We start from the raw sequence: 19,702 nt of genomic DNA, 5'->3' as shown, positions 1-19,702 counted from the left end.
ATCGCGGATTATACCTTGCCGTCACGGCACACTGTCTTTTCTGCCAACAACAATCCGGAAACATGTTCGTTCGTGCCAATTTGCGACATCCCCGCTAAGATAGGTATCGCCGAGCAATGTTGCTCATTGAAACGCGGGGAAACCATGATCAAACAATTGGGTGCCGTACTGCCGACAGCTTGTGTACTGCTGAGCCTTGCCATTTCTCCTGCGGAAGCAGCCACGAGCGCGGATACGCGTTTCAAGACAATTTACACGAAAGAGTGGAAATGGCGCGTCACGGAACGGCTCGCCCGCGCCGATGACGACCGCGGCGTGAGCGCCTCCCTGGCGCGTGTAGATGCACCTGCGCAAGAAGCGCGCCTGCGCTACTGGGAAGGCATCCTGAAGGAACTCGACGCGATCCGCCCCGCCGACCTGTCACCGGGCGAGCGGGTCAATTACGCCGTCTACCGCGCCCAGGTTGCCTCCCTCCTCGACGCCCAGCGCTTCCGCGAATACGAGCAGCCGGTCAATGCCGACAGCGCCTTCTGGACCGACGTCACCTTCGGCGCCCGCCGTCCGTTCAAGACGCTCGAGGATTACCGCAACTACCTCAAGCAGCTGGCCGCCCTGCCCGGCTATTTTGCGCAGGAGACCGGCAACATGCGCGCCGGGCTGGCGCGCGGCTTCACGCCGCCACGGGTCACGCTCAGCGGACGCGACGTCGCGCTAGCTTCGGTCGCCGATGCAAAAACGCCGCAGGAGACGGTGTTTTTCACGCCCTTCAAGACCTTCCCGGCATCGCTGCCGGCGAGCGAGCAGGACGCCTTGCGGGCGCAGGCCGCCGCGGTGATCCGCGATGCGGTGCAGCCGGCCTACCGTAGCGTGCTGGCCTTCTTCCGCGACGAATACGTGCCGAAGGCGCGCACCACGCTCGCGGCCACCAGCATGCCGGGTGGGCACGCCTATTACCAATCGAAGATCGTCGAGTTCACCACCACCAATCTCAGTGCGGACCAGATCCACGCCATCGGCCTGGCCGAGATGGCGAAGATCCGCGCCGAGATGCACGGGATCATGAAGAAGGTGAAGTTCGAGGGCGACCTGCCGGCCTTCCTGCAATTCCTGCGCACCGACCCGCAGTTCTATGCCAGGACGCCCCAGGAGCTCCTGATGCGCGCGGCCTGGACCGCCAAGAAATTCGACGCCAAGGCCGACCAGTATTTCGGCTACCTGCCGCGCCGCCGCTTCGCGATCCTGCCGGTGCCCGACGACCAGGCCCCGTTCTACACGGCCGGCCGCGGCGGCCCTGGCAGCTACTGGGTCAACACCTACAACCTGCCGGCGCGTGCGCTCTACAGCCTGCCGGCACTGACCCTGCACGAATCGGCGCCGGGCCACGCCTTCCAGATGCCGGTGGCGCAGGAGCAGAAAAACGTGCCGAACTTCCGCCGCGCCTATATCTCGGCCTTCGGCGAAGGCTGGGCGCTGTACGCCGAGCGCCTGGGCACCGAGATGGGCATTTATGAGACGCCGTACGAAGAATTCGGCATGCTGAGCTACCAGGCCTGGCGCGCCTCACGGCTGGTGGTCGATACCGGCATCCATGCCAAGGGCTGGACCCGCGAGCAGGCGCAGGCGTATTTAATGGAGAACACCGCGCTGTCCAAGCACGAGGTCGAGACGGAAGTGGACCGCTATATTTCGTGGCCGGGGCAGGCGCTGTCGTATTACCTGGGGCAGATGGCGATCCAGGAAGCGCGGGCGCGGGCCGAAAAGGCGCTGGGGGCGAAGTTCGATATCCGGAACTTCCACGATACGGTGCTGCAACTGGGATCGGTGCCGCTGCCGGTGCTGCAGCAAAGGATCGATGTGTTTATTGCGGAGGGGGGGAAGTCGCCGTATCCGAAGGAGGGTTAAGGGTTACGGTTGTTCGTCGAAAATCGGGTCCCCGCCTTCGCGGGGATGACGCCGGTTTAAGGCAGGTAACGCCAACGCCGATTGGACCTGCGACGTTAACACCGTCGTACGCGCCACTGGCGCCTGCGACTTCCCGCGCAGGCGGGACCCAATTTTGCTTCCCTACTCGAACAGCTTGAACTTGAGCTGTACCGACACCCCGCCATACAGCCGGTCCCGATACGTCGGAATAATCCCCACATTCACCCCCACCCGCTGGTACTCGTACGTCAGCGTCGGAATCACCGCCGGAAACCAGCCGCCATCGCGCATGTTCGGATAGCCGTCGAACGCCGCCAGCGTCAGCCCGGCCCGCACCGGCCCGACCGCGTACGGCTGCCAGATCACGCCCGCATAGTTCGACCATTGCCGGTCGCTGTTATGGAAGCGCCCTGCCGTCGCGGCCATGGTGCCGCTGAAGCGATACTCCGCGGCGAGACCCCTGTTGGCCCCGTTCAGGTGCTTGTCGCTGTCGAAGTGGGCCGTGGCGAAACCGGAGTCCAGCCAGAACTCGCTTCTGGGCGCCGGGTCGATCTTCGTGAACCAGTCATCGGCATCCGCGACAGGGGCACATGCCAGCAGTACCGCTGCGCTCAGGAAGCGCATCAATCTTCCGCCTTCGGATCGAGCCCGGGGAACATTACCTCGGTAAAACCGAAGCGCCCAAAATCGCGGATGCGCATCGGGTAGAGGATGCCGAGCAGGTGGTCGACCTCGTGCTGCACCACGCGCGCGTGGAAGCCCTCGACGTCGCGAACGATCGGCTTGCCGTACTGGTCGACGCCTTCGTAATGCACACTGGTATGACGCGGCACGCTGCCACGCAGACCCGGCACCGACAAACAGCCCTCGAAAGCCTCTTCCATCTCATCCGACAAGGGCGTGAGCACGGGATTGATCAGCACCGTCTGCGGCACCGGCGGCGCGTCCGGGTAGCGGCCGTTCTGCGCAAACCCGTAGATCACCAGCTGCAGGTTGACGCCGATCTGCGGCGCGGCCAGGCCGGCGCCATTGGCCGCATGCATGGTCTCGAACATGTCGGCGATCAGCGCGTGCAGTTCCGGCGTGTCGAACTCGGTGACCTTCTCGGCCACGCGCAGCAGGCGCGGGTCGCCCATGCGCAGGATCTCGCGCACCGTCATGGCATGTTCCCCTGTTCGAGCAGTGCGGCAAGGCTGGCGCGAAAGCCCACGCCGGTTTCCGGGTGCTTCAGTCCCATCGCGGCGGTGGCCTGCAGGTAGCCGAGCTTGGAGCCGCAGTCGTAGCGCTGGCCTTCGTAGCGGTAGGCCAGCACGCGCTCGGCCTGCATCAGCGCGGCGATGCCGTCGGTAAGCTGGATTTCGCCGCCGGCACCGGTGCCGAGGTGTTCCAGATAGCCGAAGATGGAACCCGACAGCACGTAGCGCCCGACCACCGCCAGCGTCGAGGGCGCGGCCTCGGGCGCGGGCTTCTCGACGATTTCCGACACCACTTCCAGGCCCGGGCGGTAGCTATCGGCCTTGACGATGCCGTACTGGCGCGTGTGCTCGCGCGCGACGTCCTGCACCGCGAGGATGCTGGAACGTTCGTAGGAATACAGCTCGGTCATCTGCGCCAGCACCGGCCTGGTGCCGGCCGGGGTATCCATGAAGTCGTCCGCCAGCAGCACGGCGAAGGGCTCGTCGCCAATCACGGGACGGGCGCACAGCACCGCATGGCCCAGACCCAGCGGCGCCGACTGGCGAATATAAATGCAGGTGACGTTCTTCGGGATCACGCCGCGCACGACCTCCAGCAGCGCGTGCTTGCCGGCCGCTTCCAGCTCGGATTCCAGCTCGTAGGCCTTGTCGAAATGGTCCTCGATGGCGCGCTTGTTGCGGCCGGTGATGAAGACCAGCTCGGTGATGCCGGCCGCCACGGCTTCTTCGACCGCGTACTGGATCAGCGGTTTGTCGACGATCGGCAGCATCTCCTTCGGCTGCGCCTTGGTGGCGGGCAGGAAGCGGCTGCCGAGGCCGGCCACGGGGAATACGGCTTTGCGGATCAGGGTCATGGGTTCACCTTCGTGTTACGTCAAGCGTCGAGCAGCGCGAGCAGGCCTACTTCGTCCAGCACGGTGACGCCGAGTTCTTCCGCCTTGGCGAGTTTGCTGCCAGCCTCGGCGCCGGCGACCACGTACGAGGTTTTCTTCGATACCGAACCGGAGACCTTGCCGCCGGCCGCTTCGATCATGGCGCCCGCTGCATCGCGGCTCAGGGTCGGCAAGGTGCCGGTCAGCACGAAGGTCTTGCCGGAGAAGCGTCCCTCGACGAGCGGGGCTTCCTGTGGCAATTGCGCCAGCAGTTCGGTGCGCAGCTGCGCCAGCGCGGCAAGGCGTGCGCGGTTGCCCGGCTGCGCCATCCATTCTTGCAGCGATTCAGCCACCGTGGCCGGCAGGCCGAAGACCTTGAAGACGTTCAGGTGGCTGAGCGAGTCGAGCGTCTGGCCGGCGGCGAGCAGCTGGCGCGCGCGCGGCTCGGTGAGCTTCGGGATGCCGAGGGCCGCCAGCAGCTTGACTTCTTCCAGCTTCTCGCGCAGGGCTGCCTTGGGCGGATGCTCGCCCTGTGGCGCCACGCCGGCCGTTAGCAGGGCATTGATGGCCTGCTGGTTTTTTTCTTCCGCAAAGAATTCGGCGATGGCCTCGGCCACGGTGTCGCCGATGTCGGGCAGCACGCGCAGCAGCGCGGCGGGGGCCTGGCGCACCAGGTCGAAGCGGCCCAGCCAGTCGGCCAGGGTCTTGGCGGTCGATTCGCCGACGTGGCGGATGCCGAGCGCAAACAGCAGGCGCTCAAGCGGCGGCTGTTTGCTGGCGCGGATCGCGTCCAGCAGGTTATCTGCCCATTTGGTGGCGACCTTGCCGTTCTTGACGGCGCTTTTGACTACTTCGGGGGTCGTCCCTTCGCGCTCGTCGGCCAGGCGCTTCATGGCCAGCAGGTCGTCGAGGGTCAACCTGTAGAGGTCGGCCACGCCATGGATCAGGCTGCACTCGACCAGGCTGTCGATATAGCGGTCGCCCAGGCCTTCGATGTCCATCATACGCCGGCCCGCGAAATGGCGGATCGCTTCCTTGCGCTGGGCGGCGCAGCTCAAGCCGCCGGAGCAGCGCGCAATCGCCTCGCCCTCTTCGCGCACGACGTGCGAGCCGCACACCGGGCAGGTCTTGGGCAAGATGTAGCGCATCGGCTCGGGCGTCGGGCGGCGCTCCAGGACCACGGCCAGCACCTCGGGAATCACGTCGCCGGCGCGGCGCACGATCACGGTGTCGCCCACGCGCACGTCCTTGCGCAGCACTTCGTCTTCGTTGTGCAGGGTCGCATTGGTGACGGTCACGCCGCCCACCGATACGGGCACCAGGCGGGCGACAGGCGTGATGGCGCCGGTGCGGCCCACCTGCACGTCGATCGCGGTCACTTCGGTCAGGGCCTCTTCAGCCGGGAACTTGTGGGCCAGGGCGAAGCGCGGCGCGCGCGACACGAAGCCGAGCTGGGACTGGTCGGCCACGCGGTCCACTTTATAGACCACGCCGTCGATCTCGTAGGGCAGGCTGCTGCGGCGCTCGCCCACCGAGCGATAAAAGTCGAGCAGGCCGTCGCGCCCCGTTACTACCGCGCGCACTGATGCCACCGGCAGGCCGAGGCGCACGAACCAGTCGAGCACCCCCGAGTGCGTCTGGGGCAGGTCGGCGTCCTCGATCAGCCCGATGCCATAGGCGAAGAAGCGCAGCTTGCGCTGGGCCGTGATGCGCGCATCCAGCTGGCGCAGGCTGCCCGCCGCCGCATTGCGCGGGTTGGCGAATTCCTTCTGCCCGGCCTCGCGCTGGCGCTGGTTCAGGCTGGCGAAATCGGCCTTGAACATCAATACCTCGCCGCGCACTTCCAGCACGGCGGGAATGTCGTCGCCATGCAGGCGCAGCGGAATCACGCGGACAGTGCGGATATTCGCGGTCACGTCTTCGCCCGTGTAGCCGTCGCCGCGGGTGGCGGCCTGCACGAACACGCCGTTCTCGTAGCGCAGGCTGATCGCCAGGCCGTCGAACTTCAGTTCGGCGTTATAGGCCACCTGCTTCGCCTCCAGGCCTTCGCGCACGCGGCGATCAAAGCTGTCGACGTCCTCGTCCGCAAAGCCGTTGTTCAGCGAGAGCATCGGCACCGAGTGGGTCACCTGCTTGAACTCGGGGATGGGCGCGGCGCCGACGCGGGAGGTCGGCGTATCGTTGGTGACCGCCCCAGGGTGCGCGAGCTCGAGCTCCTGCAGCTCCCGGAACATGCGGTCGTACTCGGCGTCGGGAATCGTCGGCGCGTCGAGCACGTGGTAGTTGTAGATGTGGCGGTTCAGTTCCTCGACCAGCCACGCCATCCGCGCCAGCGGGCCGGCCTGCTTCGTCACGCTCGTCGTCACGCTCATCGTTGCCTGGCCTTTCGCTTATACGAACAGGCGCAGTGCCCGGGTGGACCCGGCCGGGATGTCCGCCGCTTCCATCTCCTGGTAGAACTCCCCTACCTGGCCCTTGATCTCGTCCAGCGCTTCGTCCGACAGCGGCTGCTCGAAGTCGTCGACGATGGTGGCGTCCAGGCGCAGCACCAGCTCCTTCGCGCACTTGACCATGGCGCCGAAGCCGTCACGCGCCGGGGCCACGCAAGGCACGTCCAGCAGCAGGGTCAGGCGGTTGGTCGCATCCGCGCCCAGCGTGACATTGGTGGTCAGCGTGAACAGCACGCCGCCTGTATTGCCCTCGGCCCGGTCGGGCATCGAGAAGCGGCCGTCCGGGCGCACGTCGAAGCCCTGCTTTTCCAGCGCCCCGATCAGGGTCGCGATCGGCCAGGCGTCGCCGTTGGCGGCCAGGTTCACGCCCAACTGGGCGTCGTGGCCTGCCACGAAGCGGTGCAGGGTGCGCGCTTCGCTCATCACTTCGATCATGTCCGGAACTTCCGGCTCGGCGCCGATTTCGTCGGCCACCGCGCGCAGGCGCGTCACCAGTTCGGAATACTCGATTTCGTTCAGGGCCGTGGTGCGGGTCGCCATCTGCACGCCGGCCTGCAGCTTGGTGTACACGCCGCCATGGACGATCGGCTCCCAGTCGCCGCTGACGGCAAAGCCGATGTAGTGGATCGGCTTGTTGCCGACCCGGCGCAGCTTTTGCAGGGCGGGCAGGATCTTGTCGCCGCGGACCGCGCCTTCGAAGCTCAACGGGATCAGGCAGTCGATCAGCGGGTCGACCAGGCTTTCGGCCAGTTCGGCCGGCGGGGTATTGGGCGTGGTGCCCGGCAGCGGCGCCACCGGAGCGATCGAGGCGGCGGCGTAGCTTGCCGCAGGGGCCGTGGGCGCAGGCGCGACCGACGGTCCGTCAGCCAGCGGCGCGCTGCGGCCGGGTACGGACAGCTCGGGATTGACGTCCAGCGGCGCCAGCGGGGTTTCCGCGCCGAGGTCGAGCACCGGCTCCTGGCGCTCGACGGCGGTGTCGCCGCTGCGCATCAGGACGTCGTCATGGTCCGAGGCAAAGGCGCGTTCGACGCTCTTGCGGGCCTTGTACTCCTGCCACTTGTTGTAAGAGATGACGCCGACGACGAAGACGCCGCCCGCTGCGATCAGGCTCATTTGGAAATCAGTCATGCTGCTTGTGCCTCAGTAGCGAAGTTCGCGGCGGACTCCATGTCCACCGCCACGATGCGCGATACGCCCTGCTCCTGCATCGTCACACCGATCAGTTGATTGGCCATCTCCATCGCGATCTTGTTATGCGAGATGAAGAGGAATTGGGTATGTTCGGACATGCGCTTGACCATGCGGCAGAAGCGCTCGGTATTGGCATCGTCCAGTGGCGCGTCCACCTCATCCAACAGGCAGAATGGCGCCGGGTTCAGGCGGAACATCGAAAACACCAGGGCGGTAGCGGTCAGTGCCTTTTCACCGCCCGAGAGCAGGTGGATGGTCGCGTTCTTCTTACCCGGCGGCTGCGCCATCACCTGCACGCCGGAGTCCAGGATCTCGTCGCCGGTCATCACCAGCTTGGCGTTGCCACCCCCGAACAGGATCGGGAACAGTTCCGAGAAGTGCGTGTTGACGCGGTCGAAGGTGTCCTGCAGCAGGTCGCGCGTCTCGCGGTCGATTCGGTGGATCGCGTCTTCCAGCGTATTGATCGCTTCCTGCAAATCGTTGTTCTGCGAATCGAGGTAGCGCTTGCGCTCGGTGGCCTGGGCCAGCTCGTCCACCGCCGCCAGGTTGACAGCGCCCAGCGCGGCGATGGCATTGGTCAGGCGCGTGACCTCGCCCTGCAGGTATTGCGGCTTGAGCTCAGGGTCGAGCTTCTCCGCCAATACCGCTTCGTCGGCGCCGGTGGAGGCCAGCGCCTCGGCGAACTGCTCCTGGTTCAGGCGCGCGGCCTGTTCCTTGAGCTGCATCTCGGTGATGCGGTCGCGCTGCGGCTGCAGGCCGCGCTCGTTGCCCATGCGCGCTTCTTCCGCCTGGCGCAGCTGCAGCGTGATCTGGTCGAGTTCATGGCGGGCGTCGGACAATGCCCGCTCCTGGCTGCTGCGGCGGTCCAGCAATTCCTGCAGGCCTTCGTGGGCGGTGCCCGCCTCCAGGGCTTCCAGTTCGAGCCTGCCGGCGCCAAGGCTCGCACCGACCTGCTCGGCCTGCTGGCTGGCGGTGGCGATGCTGCGACGCAGTTCTTCGATCTTGCTGCGCTGCGCACGCTCGGCGAATTGCGCTTCCTGGGCGCTGCGTTCCAGGTCGCGCAGCTTCTCGCGCGCGTCGGCCAGGGCCTGCTCCTTGTCGATGAAGGCGGTCTGGCCGTCTTCATGGGCGCCCTGCAGCTCGGCCAATTCCATGTCGAGCTGCTCGAATTCCTGCTCTGCCTCCGCCGCGGCCTGGCGCTGCTCGGCTTCCTGGGCCGCGATCTCGGAGAGGTCAGCCGCTATCTGGCCGCTACGCTGGTTGAAGCGCGCTTCGATTTCGCTTTGCTTGAGCACCTCGATCTGCAGCGCATGCACTTCGCGCTGGAGCATGCTTGAACGCTGGCGCGCATCCTGCAAACGGCGTGTCAACTCGCTCACGGCGGCATCGGCGCGGGTGGCGCGGCTGCGCGCCTCGTCAAGTAGCAGGGCCTGGGCCCGCAGTTGCTTGCCCGTATTCTCGATGTCGTGCTGGCGTGCCAGCATGCCGTCCTGCTCCGCATCCGGCGCGTGGAAGCGCACGCTCGACCGGGTCACCAGGTGGCCCTGGCGCGTGACGAAGCTGCCGCCCTGCGGCAGGCGCGCACGCGCGGCCAGCGCTTCGGCGGCATCCTGCGCCACGTAGACGTGGTGCAGCCAATCGTTCAGCACGCCGCGCACGCCCGGATCGTTCAGGCGCAGCAGGCTGGCGAAGGGTTTCAGGCCGGGCGTATCGTCAGGCGTGGCAGGGGCGCCCGGCGCTGGCGAATACAGGGCCAGGCGCGCCGGCGGCGTATCGCCAAAGAAGCCATTGGCCCAGTCCAGGTTCGACATTTCCAGGGCGCCGGCGCGCTCGCGCAGCACGGCTTCCAGTGCGGTTTCCCAGCCTTCTTCGACGTCAAGCTTTTGCCACAGGCGCGGCAGGCCGGCCAGCTCGTGCTTTTCCAGCCAGGGCTGGACCTTCCCCTGGGTTTGCACACGCTCCTGCATCTGGCGCAGGGCGGCCAGGCGCGCATCCAGCTTGGCGGAGGCAGAAGATTCCTGCTGGACCTGGGCGTGGGCCTCGCGGCGCTCGGCCTCGACTGCTTCCTGGCGCGCGCTGGCTTCATCGAGCAGCATGGTCTGCTCTTCCAACGCCATCTGCTTTTCCTCGAGCTGCATGCGCAGGTTGTCGAGGGTGGCGCCGTCGGGCAGGTTCAGGGTATTACGCTCTTGCTGCAGGCGCTCGCGCCGGGCCGCCAGGCTGGCCAGGATGCCGGCGGCGTTGCGCTGGTGGGCGCTGGCCAGCTCGATGCGCTGCTGCACCCCCATGATGCGGGCGCGCGATTCGTTGGAACGCTCCTGGGCCTCGCGCCATGCGGTTTCCAGTTCGGGCACGCGCTCGCCGTGGTTTTCTACCGCCATCTGGGCGGCTTCGGCACGCGCGCCGAGTTCTTCCAGTGTGAATTCGGCTTCCTCGAGCTGCTCCTGGTATTCCTGGCGCTGCGCCAGCCACTGGTCGCGCTGCGCGGCGAGCGTGCCGAGCTGGTTCTGCAGCCGGGTGCGCGACTCGACCACGAACTTGATCTGGGCCTCCAGGCTGCCGATCTCGGAATTGGTCTGGTACAGCGCGCCCTGGGCGGTGTGCAGGCGGTCGCCGGTGGCAAAATGCGACTGGCGCAGGTGCTCGAGGTCGAGCTCCACGCTGCGCAGCTTGGCGGTCTGGGCTTCGAGTTCCGTCTGCGCTTCTTCCATCTCGCGGAAATAGCGCAGCTGCTCGGTGTGCGCTTCGTTCTTGCGCAACAGCCAGAGCAGCTTCTGCTTTTCTTCCTGCTCAAGCTGCATCTGGTGGAAGCGCCTGGCGACCACGGCCTGGGCTTCGAGCTTTTCCAGGTTGGCGTTCAGTTCGCGCAGGATGTCCTCGACCCGCAGCAGGTTCTCGCGCGTGTCCGACAGCCGGTTCTCGGTCTCGCGGCGGCGCTCCTTGTACTTGGACACCCCGGCCGCTTCTTCGAGGAAGACGCGCAGCTCTTCCGGACGCGACTCGATGATGCGCGAGATCATGCCCTGGCCGATGATGGCGTAGGCGCGCGGCCCGAGCCCGGTGCCGAGGAAAATATCCTGGATGTCGCGCCGGCGCACCGGCTGGCCGTTGATGTAATAGGTAGAGGTGCCGTCGCGCGTGAGGGTGCGCTTGACCGCGATCTCGGCATACTGGCCCCATTGCCCCGCGGCCTTGCCGTCGCTGTTGTCGAACACCAGCTCGACAGAAGCGCGGCCCGAGGGCTTGCGGTAGGTGGAGCCGTTGAAGATCACGTCCTGCATCGACTCGCCGCGCAGCTCGGAGGCCTTGGATTCGCCCAGCACCCAGCGCACGGCGTCGATGATGTTCGACTTGCCGCAGCCGTTCGGGCCAACCACGCCGACCAGCTGGCCGGGCACCTGGAAATTGGTGGGATCGACGAAAGACTTGAATCCCGACAATTTGATGGAGGAGAGGCGCACGTTGCTTCGGTGGCTAATGAGTCGTCAAAGACTGCATCATACCATCTGTTGCTTGCTTTTCGGCCAAGATGCAAGCTTGCGAACGAGGCAATTGTTTGCCTTCCGTCTCAGCCGGCGCGCGCGGCCAGCATCGGATCGTTCATGGCGGCTTCGCCGGCGGCCTGGGTCAGCACCCGCCCGACCACGCCCTCCGGCGCCAGCACCCGGATACTGCCAGTGCGGAAGGACTCGAGCAGGCGCTCGGCCGGCAGCGAAAACGCTTCCTGGCGGCCCGCGCCGGAGAAGATGAACAGGGTCCGCAGCGGGCTGACCCAGGCCAGCTTGACCTTGCGCACGCCGCTGCTGCCCGTGAATTCGACGCGCATCCCGCGCTCCAGGGTCGCCAGGGTGGCGGCAGCCGGATCCGACGCCGCTTCCTCCTCTTCCTGCGCGCTGGCCCGCTCTGCGGCGATGCGGCGCAAGGCGTCCTGCTGGGCCGCTTCCACCGCCAGCTCCAGCTGGCGCGCGGGCGCGAGCTCGATCGGGGCGCGCACGATGGCGGCATGGCATTCGGCCAGCTCGGCGAAGAATTGCAGGCGCTCGGCATCCTGCCATTTGACGGCGTCGAGCCATTTGTTCAGGGTGGTCAAGAGGGCCGGGAGGCGCGCGATCAGCGCCTTGCGCCCTTCCTGCGTGGTCTTGGGCTTGACGCTCCAGACCAGGTCGTCCATTGCACGGGTGGCGTTGTCGACCGCGCCCGGCTTGCTGTCCTCGATGGTGTAGGCCAGCGCCAGCACCGGGGTCCAGCGCTGCTCCAGGAAGGTGCCGACCACGGCGACGAGGTCTTCGCCGGCCAGGCGCAGCGCCACCGCTTTTTTGGCGGAACGGCTGGCGGCGGCCTGCTTTTCCTGGCGCGTGGCATGGGCGATCGGCCCGGCGATCGCCGCCTGCTGGGATTGCTCGCGCTCGGCGATGCTCGCCTCCAGGTCTGCCACGGCGGCGGCGAATGCTTCCGGCTGCGCCTCGCGGCGCACCTTCTCCACGCTGCTGCGCATCGCGCGGAACACCGGGTCGTCGGGGCTGCCCGGCTGCTCCCAGCCGACGTTCGACAGCAGGTCGAGCATGCGACGCGCCGGATGGGTTTCTTCGAAAAAGAAGCTGCGGTCGTGCAGCGCGGCCTTGAGCACCGGCACCTGCAGGAAGGCGATCAGATCGCGCGTCTCCTTTGGAATCGCGTCGTCCAGCAGCACGGTCTCGAAGATGCGCGACAGCAGGTCGAGCGTGGTCTCGTCGCCGCGCGACAGGCTGCCCCGGGGCAGGCTTTGCTTCAGGCGCGGCAGGTAGAACACTTCGTGCGCCGGCGCGCCTTCCCCGCCGCCCGGCATGCCCGGCTGGCCGGACGCGGGGAAACCTGCAGCGAATTTTTCCAGCATGCCGATCAGGGGCGCCGGGAGCACTGCTTGCGATGCCGCATCCGGATACGCAGGCCCTGAGGGCGCCATGACCGCGTTGCAGGGCGCGGCCTGGACGGGCGACGCCGGGGCGAACCCCGCTGCCGGCAATGCGGCAAGCGCCGAACCGGACGCAAACCCGGCCGCGCCGCTGGGGCGCCAGCCGCCGCTCCCCTGCGGCAGGTTGGCGATCAGCGGAATATCGGGGTGGGCGCCCTGCCCCGCGTCGGCCGCGCCGAACAGCTGGCGTAGTTGCTGCGAGACGGCGGCGTCGCGCCGTGCCCGCGCGGCCCTGGCGCTGGCGCTGTCGTCGGTCTTGGCGAAGCGCTCGCCTTCCCGGCCGGCGCGCGCCGGCTTGAGCTTGTCGTTCAGGGCCGTCAGCAGCTGCCCGAGCTCGAACACGAGACCGGGGCGCAGCAGCGGCATCACCAGGGCGTGTGCCTGCGGGTCGGGCTCGAACTCGCACCAAGCCTCCTGGATCGCACGCAGGAAGACTTCGGGACGGAAGGGATTGTGCGCCGCGCGCACCAGCTCGCGCCCGAGCAACATGCCCAGCCGCACGCCCAGGCTGGCCAGGGCTTCGGAATGGGACAGGTCGAACGGACGGCTGATGCAAGCGTAAGCGAGCTGGCTGTCCATCTCTTCGAGGGGCACAAGGCTCAGGGTCACCGGAGCGGCCGGCGCCGGCTTGAGTCCGGGCGCCAGCTGCGCCACTTCCTTTTTCAAGGCCAGCTCGATGCCGATCGAGGCCAGGTGGACGAAGACGTAGGCGTTATCTTTCAGCAGGTTTCCCGAGCGGACACGGATGCCGGCCTGCTGCGGGTCCGGACCAGCCGTGGTCATGTCTAGCAGCGCGGCCACCATGCGCGTGACCATGTCCTTCAGGCCATCCGCGGCCTGGCGCGCTGCGACATCCACGAGCTCGTCCAGCGTCGCCTGCGTGGCGGCGGCCTTGCGAACGGCAAGTGTCTGGGCGGTCGGGCTGGACATGGGGGCTAGGATCGGAGTATTCCCGCATTTTGCCACAACATTTCCGACTAGCAACTAAAAACTTGAACAAGAGGATAGCTCGGTTCGGTATGTCGTCAGGCTCCCACAAACCGGCAGCCTGAATAATGCCTTGAGTATGTCGGCGGCTGTCCTACACTGGATCACGCTGTGATCCGATACCGATCGCCAGGACCCACACGCATGATGGGTCAACCGGAATTGCTGCGGTATCGATCCGCAGCTCGGCAATCAGGTATTTTTTCCACATTGAAAGGACATCTCCATGGCCTCGAATCAAGGAAAGAAGGGCGCTCGTTCGGGCTCCCAGAGTGGCAGCCAGCAAAGCAGTAACAGCGCCGGCAGCAGCAGTGGCAGTAAGCAGTCCGGTTCGGGCTCGGGTTCGGCTTCGGGTAGCGGCGCCGGCACCCGCGGCGGCACGCCGGAGCAGCACGCCGAAGCCGGCCGCCAAAGCCACAAGAACGACAAGAAGCGCTGAAGCATCGATCGATCCACGGCAGGCCCTCAACTGCCTCGGACAGCGCAGGATTCCAGCCCGCCCTCGCCCGATGGCGGGCTTTTCATTGGAGCTCAGATATTGCGCAGCACCGCGCCCTTGGGGGGCTTGAAATCGGCGATGTCGTGCACCAGTCCTGCCGCTTTCGCGTCGCGCGAATTCAGGTGCAGGTCGGAGTACTGGTGGATCGCCCACTGCTCGGGCGATAGTTCGACCGACTTGCGCAGCAGCGACTCGGTGCGCGCATCGTCGGCACGCAGGCCTTCGACGATGATGTTGAGTGCGTCCGGGCGCGAACCGGGCGAAGCCGTCGCGTGTGACTTGTGCACCATGAAGCGGGCCGTTTCGCTGCAATAGCGCCGGGTCCCGGCCAGGAACAGCGTGACCGCGATCGAGGCCACCGCCCCGCCGTTGTACATCACGAAGGTGATCGGGGAATTGGCCAGGAAATTATGCAGGCACAGGCCGTCGCTGACATAGCCGCCGTTCGACTGCACCATGATATGGGCCGTCTCGATGCCGTCTTCGGTCATGCTGGCGGCCGCCTCGAACACGCGGTGCACCATGTCGCTGTTGACGTCCCCGGACAGCGTGAACCAGGCTTCTTTCGCTCCTTGCGCTTTGTCTTCGCTCATCGTCTTTCCCCACTGCAAAGTGTGTAGTGTAAGTGTAGCAAAACACGTGCAGACTCTCCGCCTGCCCGGCACCAATAGTGCGCAGCAATACTTTTCAGCAAGCCAAACGCCTCCTGCAGCACGCCCGCGCCACCCCGCCTCTGGTTGACAGCAAACCGAGGCTGGCATATTCTCCACAGTCTTGACCGGGAGAGCGCAGGCCTACCTGCCGCCGAAGGGGCACTACCCACAAACTCTCAGGCAAACGGACTGGTCAAGGGGCAGCAGCGCAAGGCGCGGCCGGCCCAACTCTGGAGAGCGGCCGCTGCCTTTGCAGGCGGCCCACCGAAGGGGCAGGCGGCTTCGCTGCTATCTCTCAGGTACCAAGGACAGAGGGGATCCAAGCACCCACCAGGCGTGCCCGTACCCCTATTACTGTCCCGAGGATTCCATGACGCTCAAAGCGACCCCGCTCAATTCCGCACACCGCGCCCTTGGCGCCAAGATGGTCGACTTCGGCGGCTGGGACATGCCGGTCAACTACGGTTCCCAGATCGAAGAGCACAATGCCGTGCGCACCGACGCCGGCATGTTCGACGTCTCGCACATGTGCGTGGTGGACCTCAAGGGCGCCAATGTGCGCGCTTTCCTCCGCGGCCTGCTGGCCAACAATGTCGACAAGCTGCAGGTCCCGGGCAAGGCGCTGTACTCGTGCATGCTCAACCCTGAAGGCGGCGTGATCGACGACCTGATCGTCTATTATTTTGCCGAAGACTGGTTCCGCCTGGTGGTCAACGCCGGCACCGCCGAGAAGGATGTCGCCTGGATGAACCAGCAGAACGACGCCACCGGCAGCGGCGTGACCATCACCCAGCGCCGCGACGGCAACGACCCGATCGCCCTGATCGCGGTGCAGGGCCCGAACGCCCGCGCCAAGCTCTGGCAGGTGCTGCCGGCCACCCAGGCTGCTTCCGAGCCGCTCAAGCCTTTCAACGTCGTGATCGTCCCGGACACCCAGTTCGGAGAAGTCATGGTCGCGCGCACCGGCTACACCGGTGAAGACGGTTTCGAAGTCGGCGTATCAAGCGCGAACGTCGAAGCGCTGTGGAATGCCTTCGTTGCAGCAGGCATCAAGCCGGCCGGCCTGGGCGCACGCGATACGCTGCGTCTGGAAGCGGGCATGAACCTCTACGGCCAGGACATGGACGACAGCGTGAATCCACTGGACGCCGGCCTGGCCTGGACCATCGACCTGGTCTCGGAGCGCGACTTCATCGGCAAGGCCGCCCTGCTGGCCAAGGGCCAGAACGCGAATTTCGTCGGCCTGATCCTGCGCGAAAAAGGCGGCATCCTGCGCGCCCATCAGAAAGTCGTCGCTGCTTCCGGCAACGCGGGCGAGATTACCAGTGGCACCTTCAGCCCGAGCATGCAGCAGGCGATCGCGCTGGCGCGCGTGCCGCTGGACGTGGCCATCGGCGATACCGTGCACGTCGAGATCCGCGATAAAAAGCTCGCTGCCAGCGTGGTGAAGCTGCCGTTCGTCCGCAACGGCAAAGTCCTCGCAGCCTGAAAACAAGAATTGTTATACTGTCCGCCTTACCTACTGGAGCTTTTACATGAACATTCCAACCGACCTGAAATACACCGAGTCCCACGAGTGGGTGCGCCGCGAGGCTGACGGCACCGTGACCGTCGGCATCACCGAATACGCGCAGGACGCACTGGGCGACATCGTGTTCGTCGAACTGCCGCAGGTTGGCAAGGCATTCACCGCCGGCGGCGACGCCGCGGTGGTCGAGTCGGTCAAGGCCGCCAGCGACATCTACGCTCCTGTCGCGGGCACCGTTACCGAGATCAACCAGTCGGTCGCCGATGCGCCGGACTCGATCAACAGCGACGCGTTTGGCGCGTGGCTGTTCAAGCTGCAGCCTTCGGATGCAGGCGCAATCGACAAGCTGATGAGCGCTGACGATTACGCCAAGGCGACCGGCAACTGATTTCCCGCAGGGTGGGCGGCATCCCCGCCCACCCTGCGAAAAACCCCTACGCAGCACCATCTCGACTACCCGGCGCCGCCGCGCCAACTCTCTCCCGGCCCCTACCATGACCCGCACCAGCCTCACACAACTTGAACTGCGCGACGCGTTCATCCCGCGCCACATCGGTCCGTCCGATTCCGAACAGGCAGCCATGCTGTCGACCCTGGGCTATGCCACGCGCGCTGCCCTGATCGATGCGGTCGTGCCCGCGAACATCCGCACCAAAGAGACGCTGGACCTGGGCCAGTTCGTCGAGCCGCGCAGCGAAGAGCAGGCACTGCAGTGCCTGCGCGCTCTAGCCTCGAAGAACAAGGTCATGAAGTCGATGATCGGCCAGGGCTATTACGGCACCCACACGCCGAAGGTCATCCTGCGCAACATCTTCGAGAACCCGGCCTGGTACACCGCCTATACCCCGTACCAGCCGGAGATCTCGCAGGGCCGCCTGGAAGCGATCCTGAACTTCCAGCAGATGATCACCGACATGACCGGCATGGGCATCGCCAACTCGTCGATGCTGGACGAAGGCACTGCGGCGGCCGAAGCGATGACGCTGATCCAGCGCGTCGGCAAGTCGTCCTCGAAGGTCTTCTACGTGGCCGACGACGTGCTGCCGCAGACCCTGGAAGTGGTGCAGACCCGCGCCGAGCCGATCGGCGTCGAAGTGCGCGTCATTGCCGCAGCCGAGATCGAGAAGCTGGAAGTATCCTGCTTCGGCGTGCTGCTGCAATACCCGGGCGTGAACGGCGAAGTGCGCGACTACCGCGCCGCTTGCGAACACCTGCATGCGATGGGCGCGATGGTGGTGGTCGCCGCCGACCTGCTGGCCCTGACCATGCTGGCCGCGCCGGGCGAATGGGGCGCCGACGTGGTCGTCGGTAACAGCCAGCGTTTCGGCGTGCCGCTCGGTTTCGGCGGCCCGCATGCCGGCTACCTGGCCACCCGCGACGAGTACAAGCGCAGCATGGCCGGCCGCCTGGTCGGCGTCACCGTGGACGCGCAGGGCAACCAGGCCTACCGCCTGGCGCTGCAGACCCGCGAACAGCACATCCGCCGCGAAAAGGCGACTTCGAACATCTGTACCGCCCAGGTGCTGCTGGCCGTGATGGCCGGCATGTACGCGGTCTACCACGGCCCGGATGGCCTGAAGCGGATCGCGCAGCGCGTGCACCGCCAGGCGGCGATCCTGGCCATTGGCCTGAAGCAGCTCGGTGTCGAGGTGGTCAACCAGACCTTCTTCGATACCCTGACCATCGCTACTCCCGACACCGCGGCGCTGCTGTCGAATGCAGCGGCCCAGGGCATCAACCTGCGCCGCATCGACGACAAGCACGTCGGCGTGTCGCTGGACGAAACCACCACCCGCGACGACCTGGCCCTGCTGTTCTCGGTCTTCGGCAACGGCAAGACCGTGGACATCGATGCGCTGGACGCCGATGCCCGTGAGGCCTACCCGACGGCCCTCGCCCGCACCAGCGCCTACCTGACCCACCCGACCTTCCACCGCTACCACGCCGAGCACGAGATGCTGCGCTACCTGCGCAGCCTGGCCGACAAGGACCTGGCGCTGGACCGCACCATGATCCCGCTCGGCTCGTGCACCATGAAGCTGAACGCGACCTCGGAAATGATCCCGGTCACCTGGCCTGAATTCTCCAGCATCCACCCGTTCGCACCCGAAGACCAGACTGTCGGCTACCGCGAGATGATCGACCAGCTGGAAGCCATGCTGTGCGCCGCCACCGGCTACGCCGCGATCTCGCTGCAGCCGAACGCCGGCTCGCAGGGCGAGTACGCGGGCCTGCTCGTGATCCAGAAATACCACCAGTCGCGCGGCGAAGGCCACCGCAACATCTGCCTGATTCCGTCGTCGGCGCACGGCACCAACCCGGCATCGGCAAGCATGGTCGGCATGCAGGTGGTGGTCACCGCCTGCGACGAGAACGGCAACGTCGACCTGGATGACTTGCGCGCCAAGGCCGAGCAGCACAGCGCCAACCTGGCCTGCGTGATGGTCACCTACCCGTCGACGCACGGCGTGTTCGAAGAAGGCATCAAGGAACTGTGCGAGATCGTCCATGCGCACGGCGGCCAGGTGTATGTCGACGGCGCCAACATGAATGCGATGGTCGGCGTGGCCGCACCGGGCGCATTCGGCGGCGACGTCAGCCACCTGAACCTGCACAAGACCTTCTGCATCCCGCACGGCGGCGGCGGCCCTGGCGTCGGCCCGATCGGCGTCGGCGCCCACCTGGCCCCCTTCCTGCCGAACCAATTATCGACCGGTTACGTGCGCAACGAAGCGGGCATTGGCGCGGTCAGCGCCGCGGCCTACGGCTCGGCCTCGATCCTGCCGATCTCGTGGATGTATATCGCGATGATGGGCGCCAAAGGCCTGACCGCCGCGACCGAAGTGGCGATCCTCAACGCCAACTACATCGCGCGCCGCCTGGCCCCGCACTATCCGGTGCTGTACACCGGCCACGACGGCCTGGTCGCGCACGAGTGCATCATCGACCTGCGCCCACTGCAGGACAAGACCGGCATCAGCAACGAAGACGTGGCCAAGCGCCTGATGGACTTCGGCTTCCACGCCCCGACCATGAGCTTCCCGGTACCGGGCACCCTGATGATCGAGCCGACCGAGTCGGAATCCAAGGCGGAGCTGGACCGTTTCATCGAGGCGATGATCACCATCCATGCCGAGATCGTGAAGGTCGAGCGCGGCGAGTACGACAAGATGGACAATCCGCTCAAGGGCGCGCCGCACACCGCGGAAGTGGTCACTGCCGACGACTGGCAGCACACCTACACCCGCGAAGTGGCGGCCTTCCCGGTGGCGTCGCTGCGCAAGAAGAAGTACTGGCCGCCGGTCGGCCGCGCGGACAACGTGTACGGCGACCGTAACCTGTTCTGCGGTTGCGCGCCGATCAGCGACTACGAATAAGAGCGTCCAACATCTCCCCCCCCAAGGCGGCGTTGCATCGTTTCGCCCTGGGGGTTCTGTCAGACGCTCCTGGTT

The 19,702-nt window shown here is 66.2% G+C and carries 13 protein-coding genes and 2 riboswitches; of the genes, 5 read left to right on the top strand and 8 right to left on the bottom strand.

All coding sequences use genetic code 11. The features are described from left to right. The first annotated feature begins 144 nt into the window (after positions 1–144). Entirely contained in the window at positions 145–1,902 is a 1,758-nt protein-coding gene (locus AC56K1_RS03035) for a DUF885 domain-containing protein (RefSeq protein WP_497156351.1), read from the top strand. Positions 1,903–2,064: 162 nt separating this feature from the next. Here AC56K1_RS03035 and AC56K1_RS03030 read toward each other — a convergent pair whose 3' ends face one another. The 7 genes from AC56K1_RS03030 to AC56K1_RS03000 all read right to left on the bottom strand — a co-directional run bounded on the left by AC56K1_RS03030 (position 2,065) and on the right by AC56K1_RS03000 (position 13,513). Beyond that, a complete protein-coding gene (locus tag AC56K1_RS03030) occupies positions 2,065–2,547 on the bottom strand; it encodes a hypothetical protein (protein ID WP_497156350.1) in 483 nt (160 codons plus the stop codon). Beyond that, complete coding sequence (def, locus tag AC56K1_RS03025) at positions 2,547–3,083, bottom strand: peptide deformylase (protein ID WP_497156349.1); 537 nt, start codon at positions 3,081–3,083, stop codon at positions 2,547–2,549. The genes AC56K1_RS03030 and def overlap by 1 nt, the downstream gene beginning before the upstream one ends. Further along, positions 3,080–3,973 carry a UTP--glucose-1-phosphate uridylyltransferase GalU gene (gene galU, locus AC56K1_RS03020; RefSeq protein WP_497156348.1) on the bottom strand — a complete coding sequence of 298 codons (894 nt, stop codon included), beginning with the start codon at positions 3,971–3,973 and terminating at the stop codon, positions 3,080–3,082. The genes def and galU overlap by 4 nt, the downstream gene beginning before the upstream one ends. A gap of 20 nt (positions 3,974–3,993) precedes the next feature. Then, positions 3,994–6,363, bottom strand: coding sequence for an NAD-dependent DNA ligase LigA (gene ligA / locus AC56K1_RS03015; RefSeq protein WP_497156347.1), 2,370 nt, complete (start codon positions 6,361–6,363; stop codon positions 3,994–3,996). Positions 6,364–6,381: 18 nt separating this feature from the next. Continuing rightward, positions 6,382–7,569, bottom strand: a complete 1,188-nt coding sequence (locus AC56K1_RS03010; protein WP_497156346.1) for a cell division protein ZipA C-terminal FtsZ-binding domain-containing protein — start codon at positions 7,567–7,569, stop codon at positions 6,382–6,384. Continuing rightward, the gene (smc, locus tag AC56K1_RS03005) at positions 7,566–11,093 is read right to left on the bottom strand and encodes a chromosome segregation protein SMC (protein WP_497156345.1); all 3,528 of its coding nucleotides are present in this window, start codon (positions 11,091–11,093) and stop codon (positions 7,566–7,568) included. Before smc ends, AC56K1_RS03010 begins: the two co-directional genes overlap by 4 nt. 107 nt (positions 11,094–11,200) lie before the next feature. Next, positions 11,201–13,513 (bottom strand): DUF1631 family protein, encoded by a 2,313-nt coding sequence (locus tag AC56K1_RS03000; RefSeq protein WP_497156344.1) that lies wholly within the window; start codon positions 13,511–13,513, stop codon positions 11,201–11,203. Positions 13,514–13,796: 283 nt separating this feature from the next. On the opposite strand from AC56K1_RS03000, the gene AC56K1_RS02995 reads away from it, so the two are divergent. Continuing rightward, positions 13,797–14,009, top strand: coding sequence for a hypothetical protein (locus AC56K1_RS02995; RefSeq protein ID WP_497156343.1), 213 nt, complete (start codon positions 13,797–13,799; stop codon positions 14,007–14,009). Between the two features lie 92 nt (positions 14,010–14,101). Here the strand turns inward: AC56K1_RS02995 and AC56K1_RS02990 are convergent, their stop codons facing one another. Beyond that, a complete protein-coding gene (locus AC56K1_RS02990) occupies positions 14,102–14,662 on the bottom strand; it encodes an ATP-dependent Clp protease proteolytic subunit (RefSeq protein ID WP_497156342.1) in 561 nt (186 codons plus the stop codon). A gap of 176 nt (positions 14,663–14,838) precedes the next feature. Further along, positions 14,839–14,924, top strand: a riboswitch (glycine riboswitch). Positions 14,925–14,942: 18 nt separating this feature from the next. After that, positions 14,943–15,044, top strand: a riboswitch (glycine riboswitch). A gap of 48 nt (positions 15,045–15,092) precedes the next feature. Here AC56K1_RS02990 and gcvT point away from each other — a divergent pair. The 3 genes from gcvT to gcvP all read left to right on the top strand — a co-directional run bounded on the left by gcvT (position 15,093) and on the right by gcvP (position 19,627). Further along, positions 15,093–16,211, top strand: a complete 1,119-nt coding sequence (gcvT, locus tag AC56K1_RS02985; RefSeq protein WP_497156341.1) for a glycine cleavage system aminomethyltransferase GcvT — start codon at positions 15,093–15,095, stop codon at positions 16,209–16,211. Positions 16,212–16,257: 46 nt separating this feature from the next. Continuing rightward, a complete protein-coding gene (gcvH, locus tag AC56K1_RS02980) occupies positions 16,258–16,638 on the top strand; it encodes a glycine cleavage system protein GcvH (protein ID WP_497156340.1) in 381 nt (126 codons plus the stop codon). A 106-nt stretch (positions 16,639–16,744) separates the two neighbouring features. Further along, the gene (gene gcvP / locus AC56K1_RS02975; protein ID WP_497156339.1) at positions 16,745–19,627 is read left to right on the top strand and encodes an aminomethyl-transferring glycine dehydrogenase; all 2,883 of its coding nucleotides are present in this window, start codon (positions 16,745–16,747) and stop codon (positions 19,625–19,627) included. The last annotated feature ends 75 nt before the right edge of the window (positions 19,628–19,702 follow it).

It is taken from the genome of Telluria sp. ZB4P37, assembly GCF_059685855.1.
Note: the sequence above shows the minus strand (reverse complement) of the source record. Positions and strands in the feature narration are given on the sequence as shown.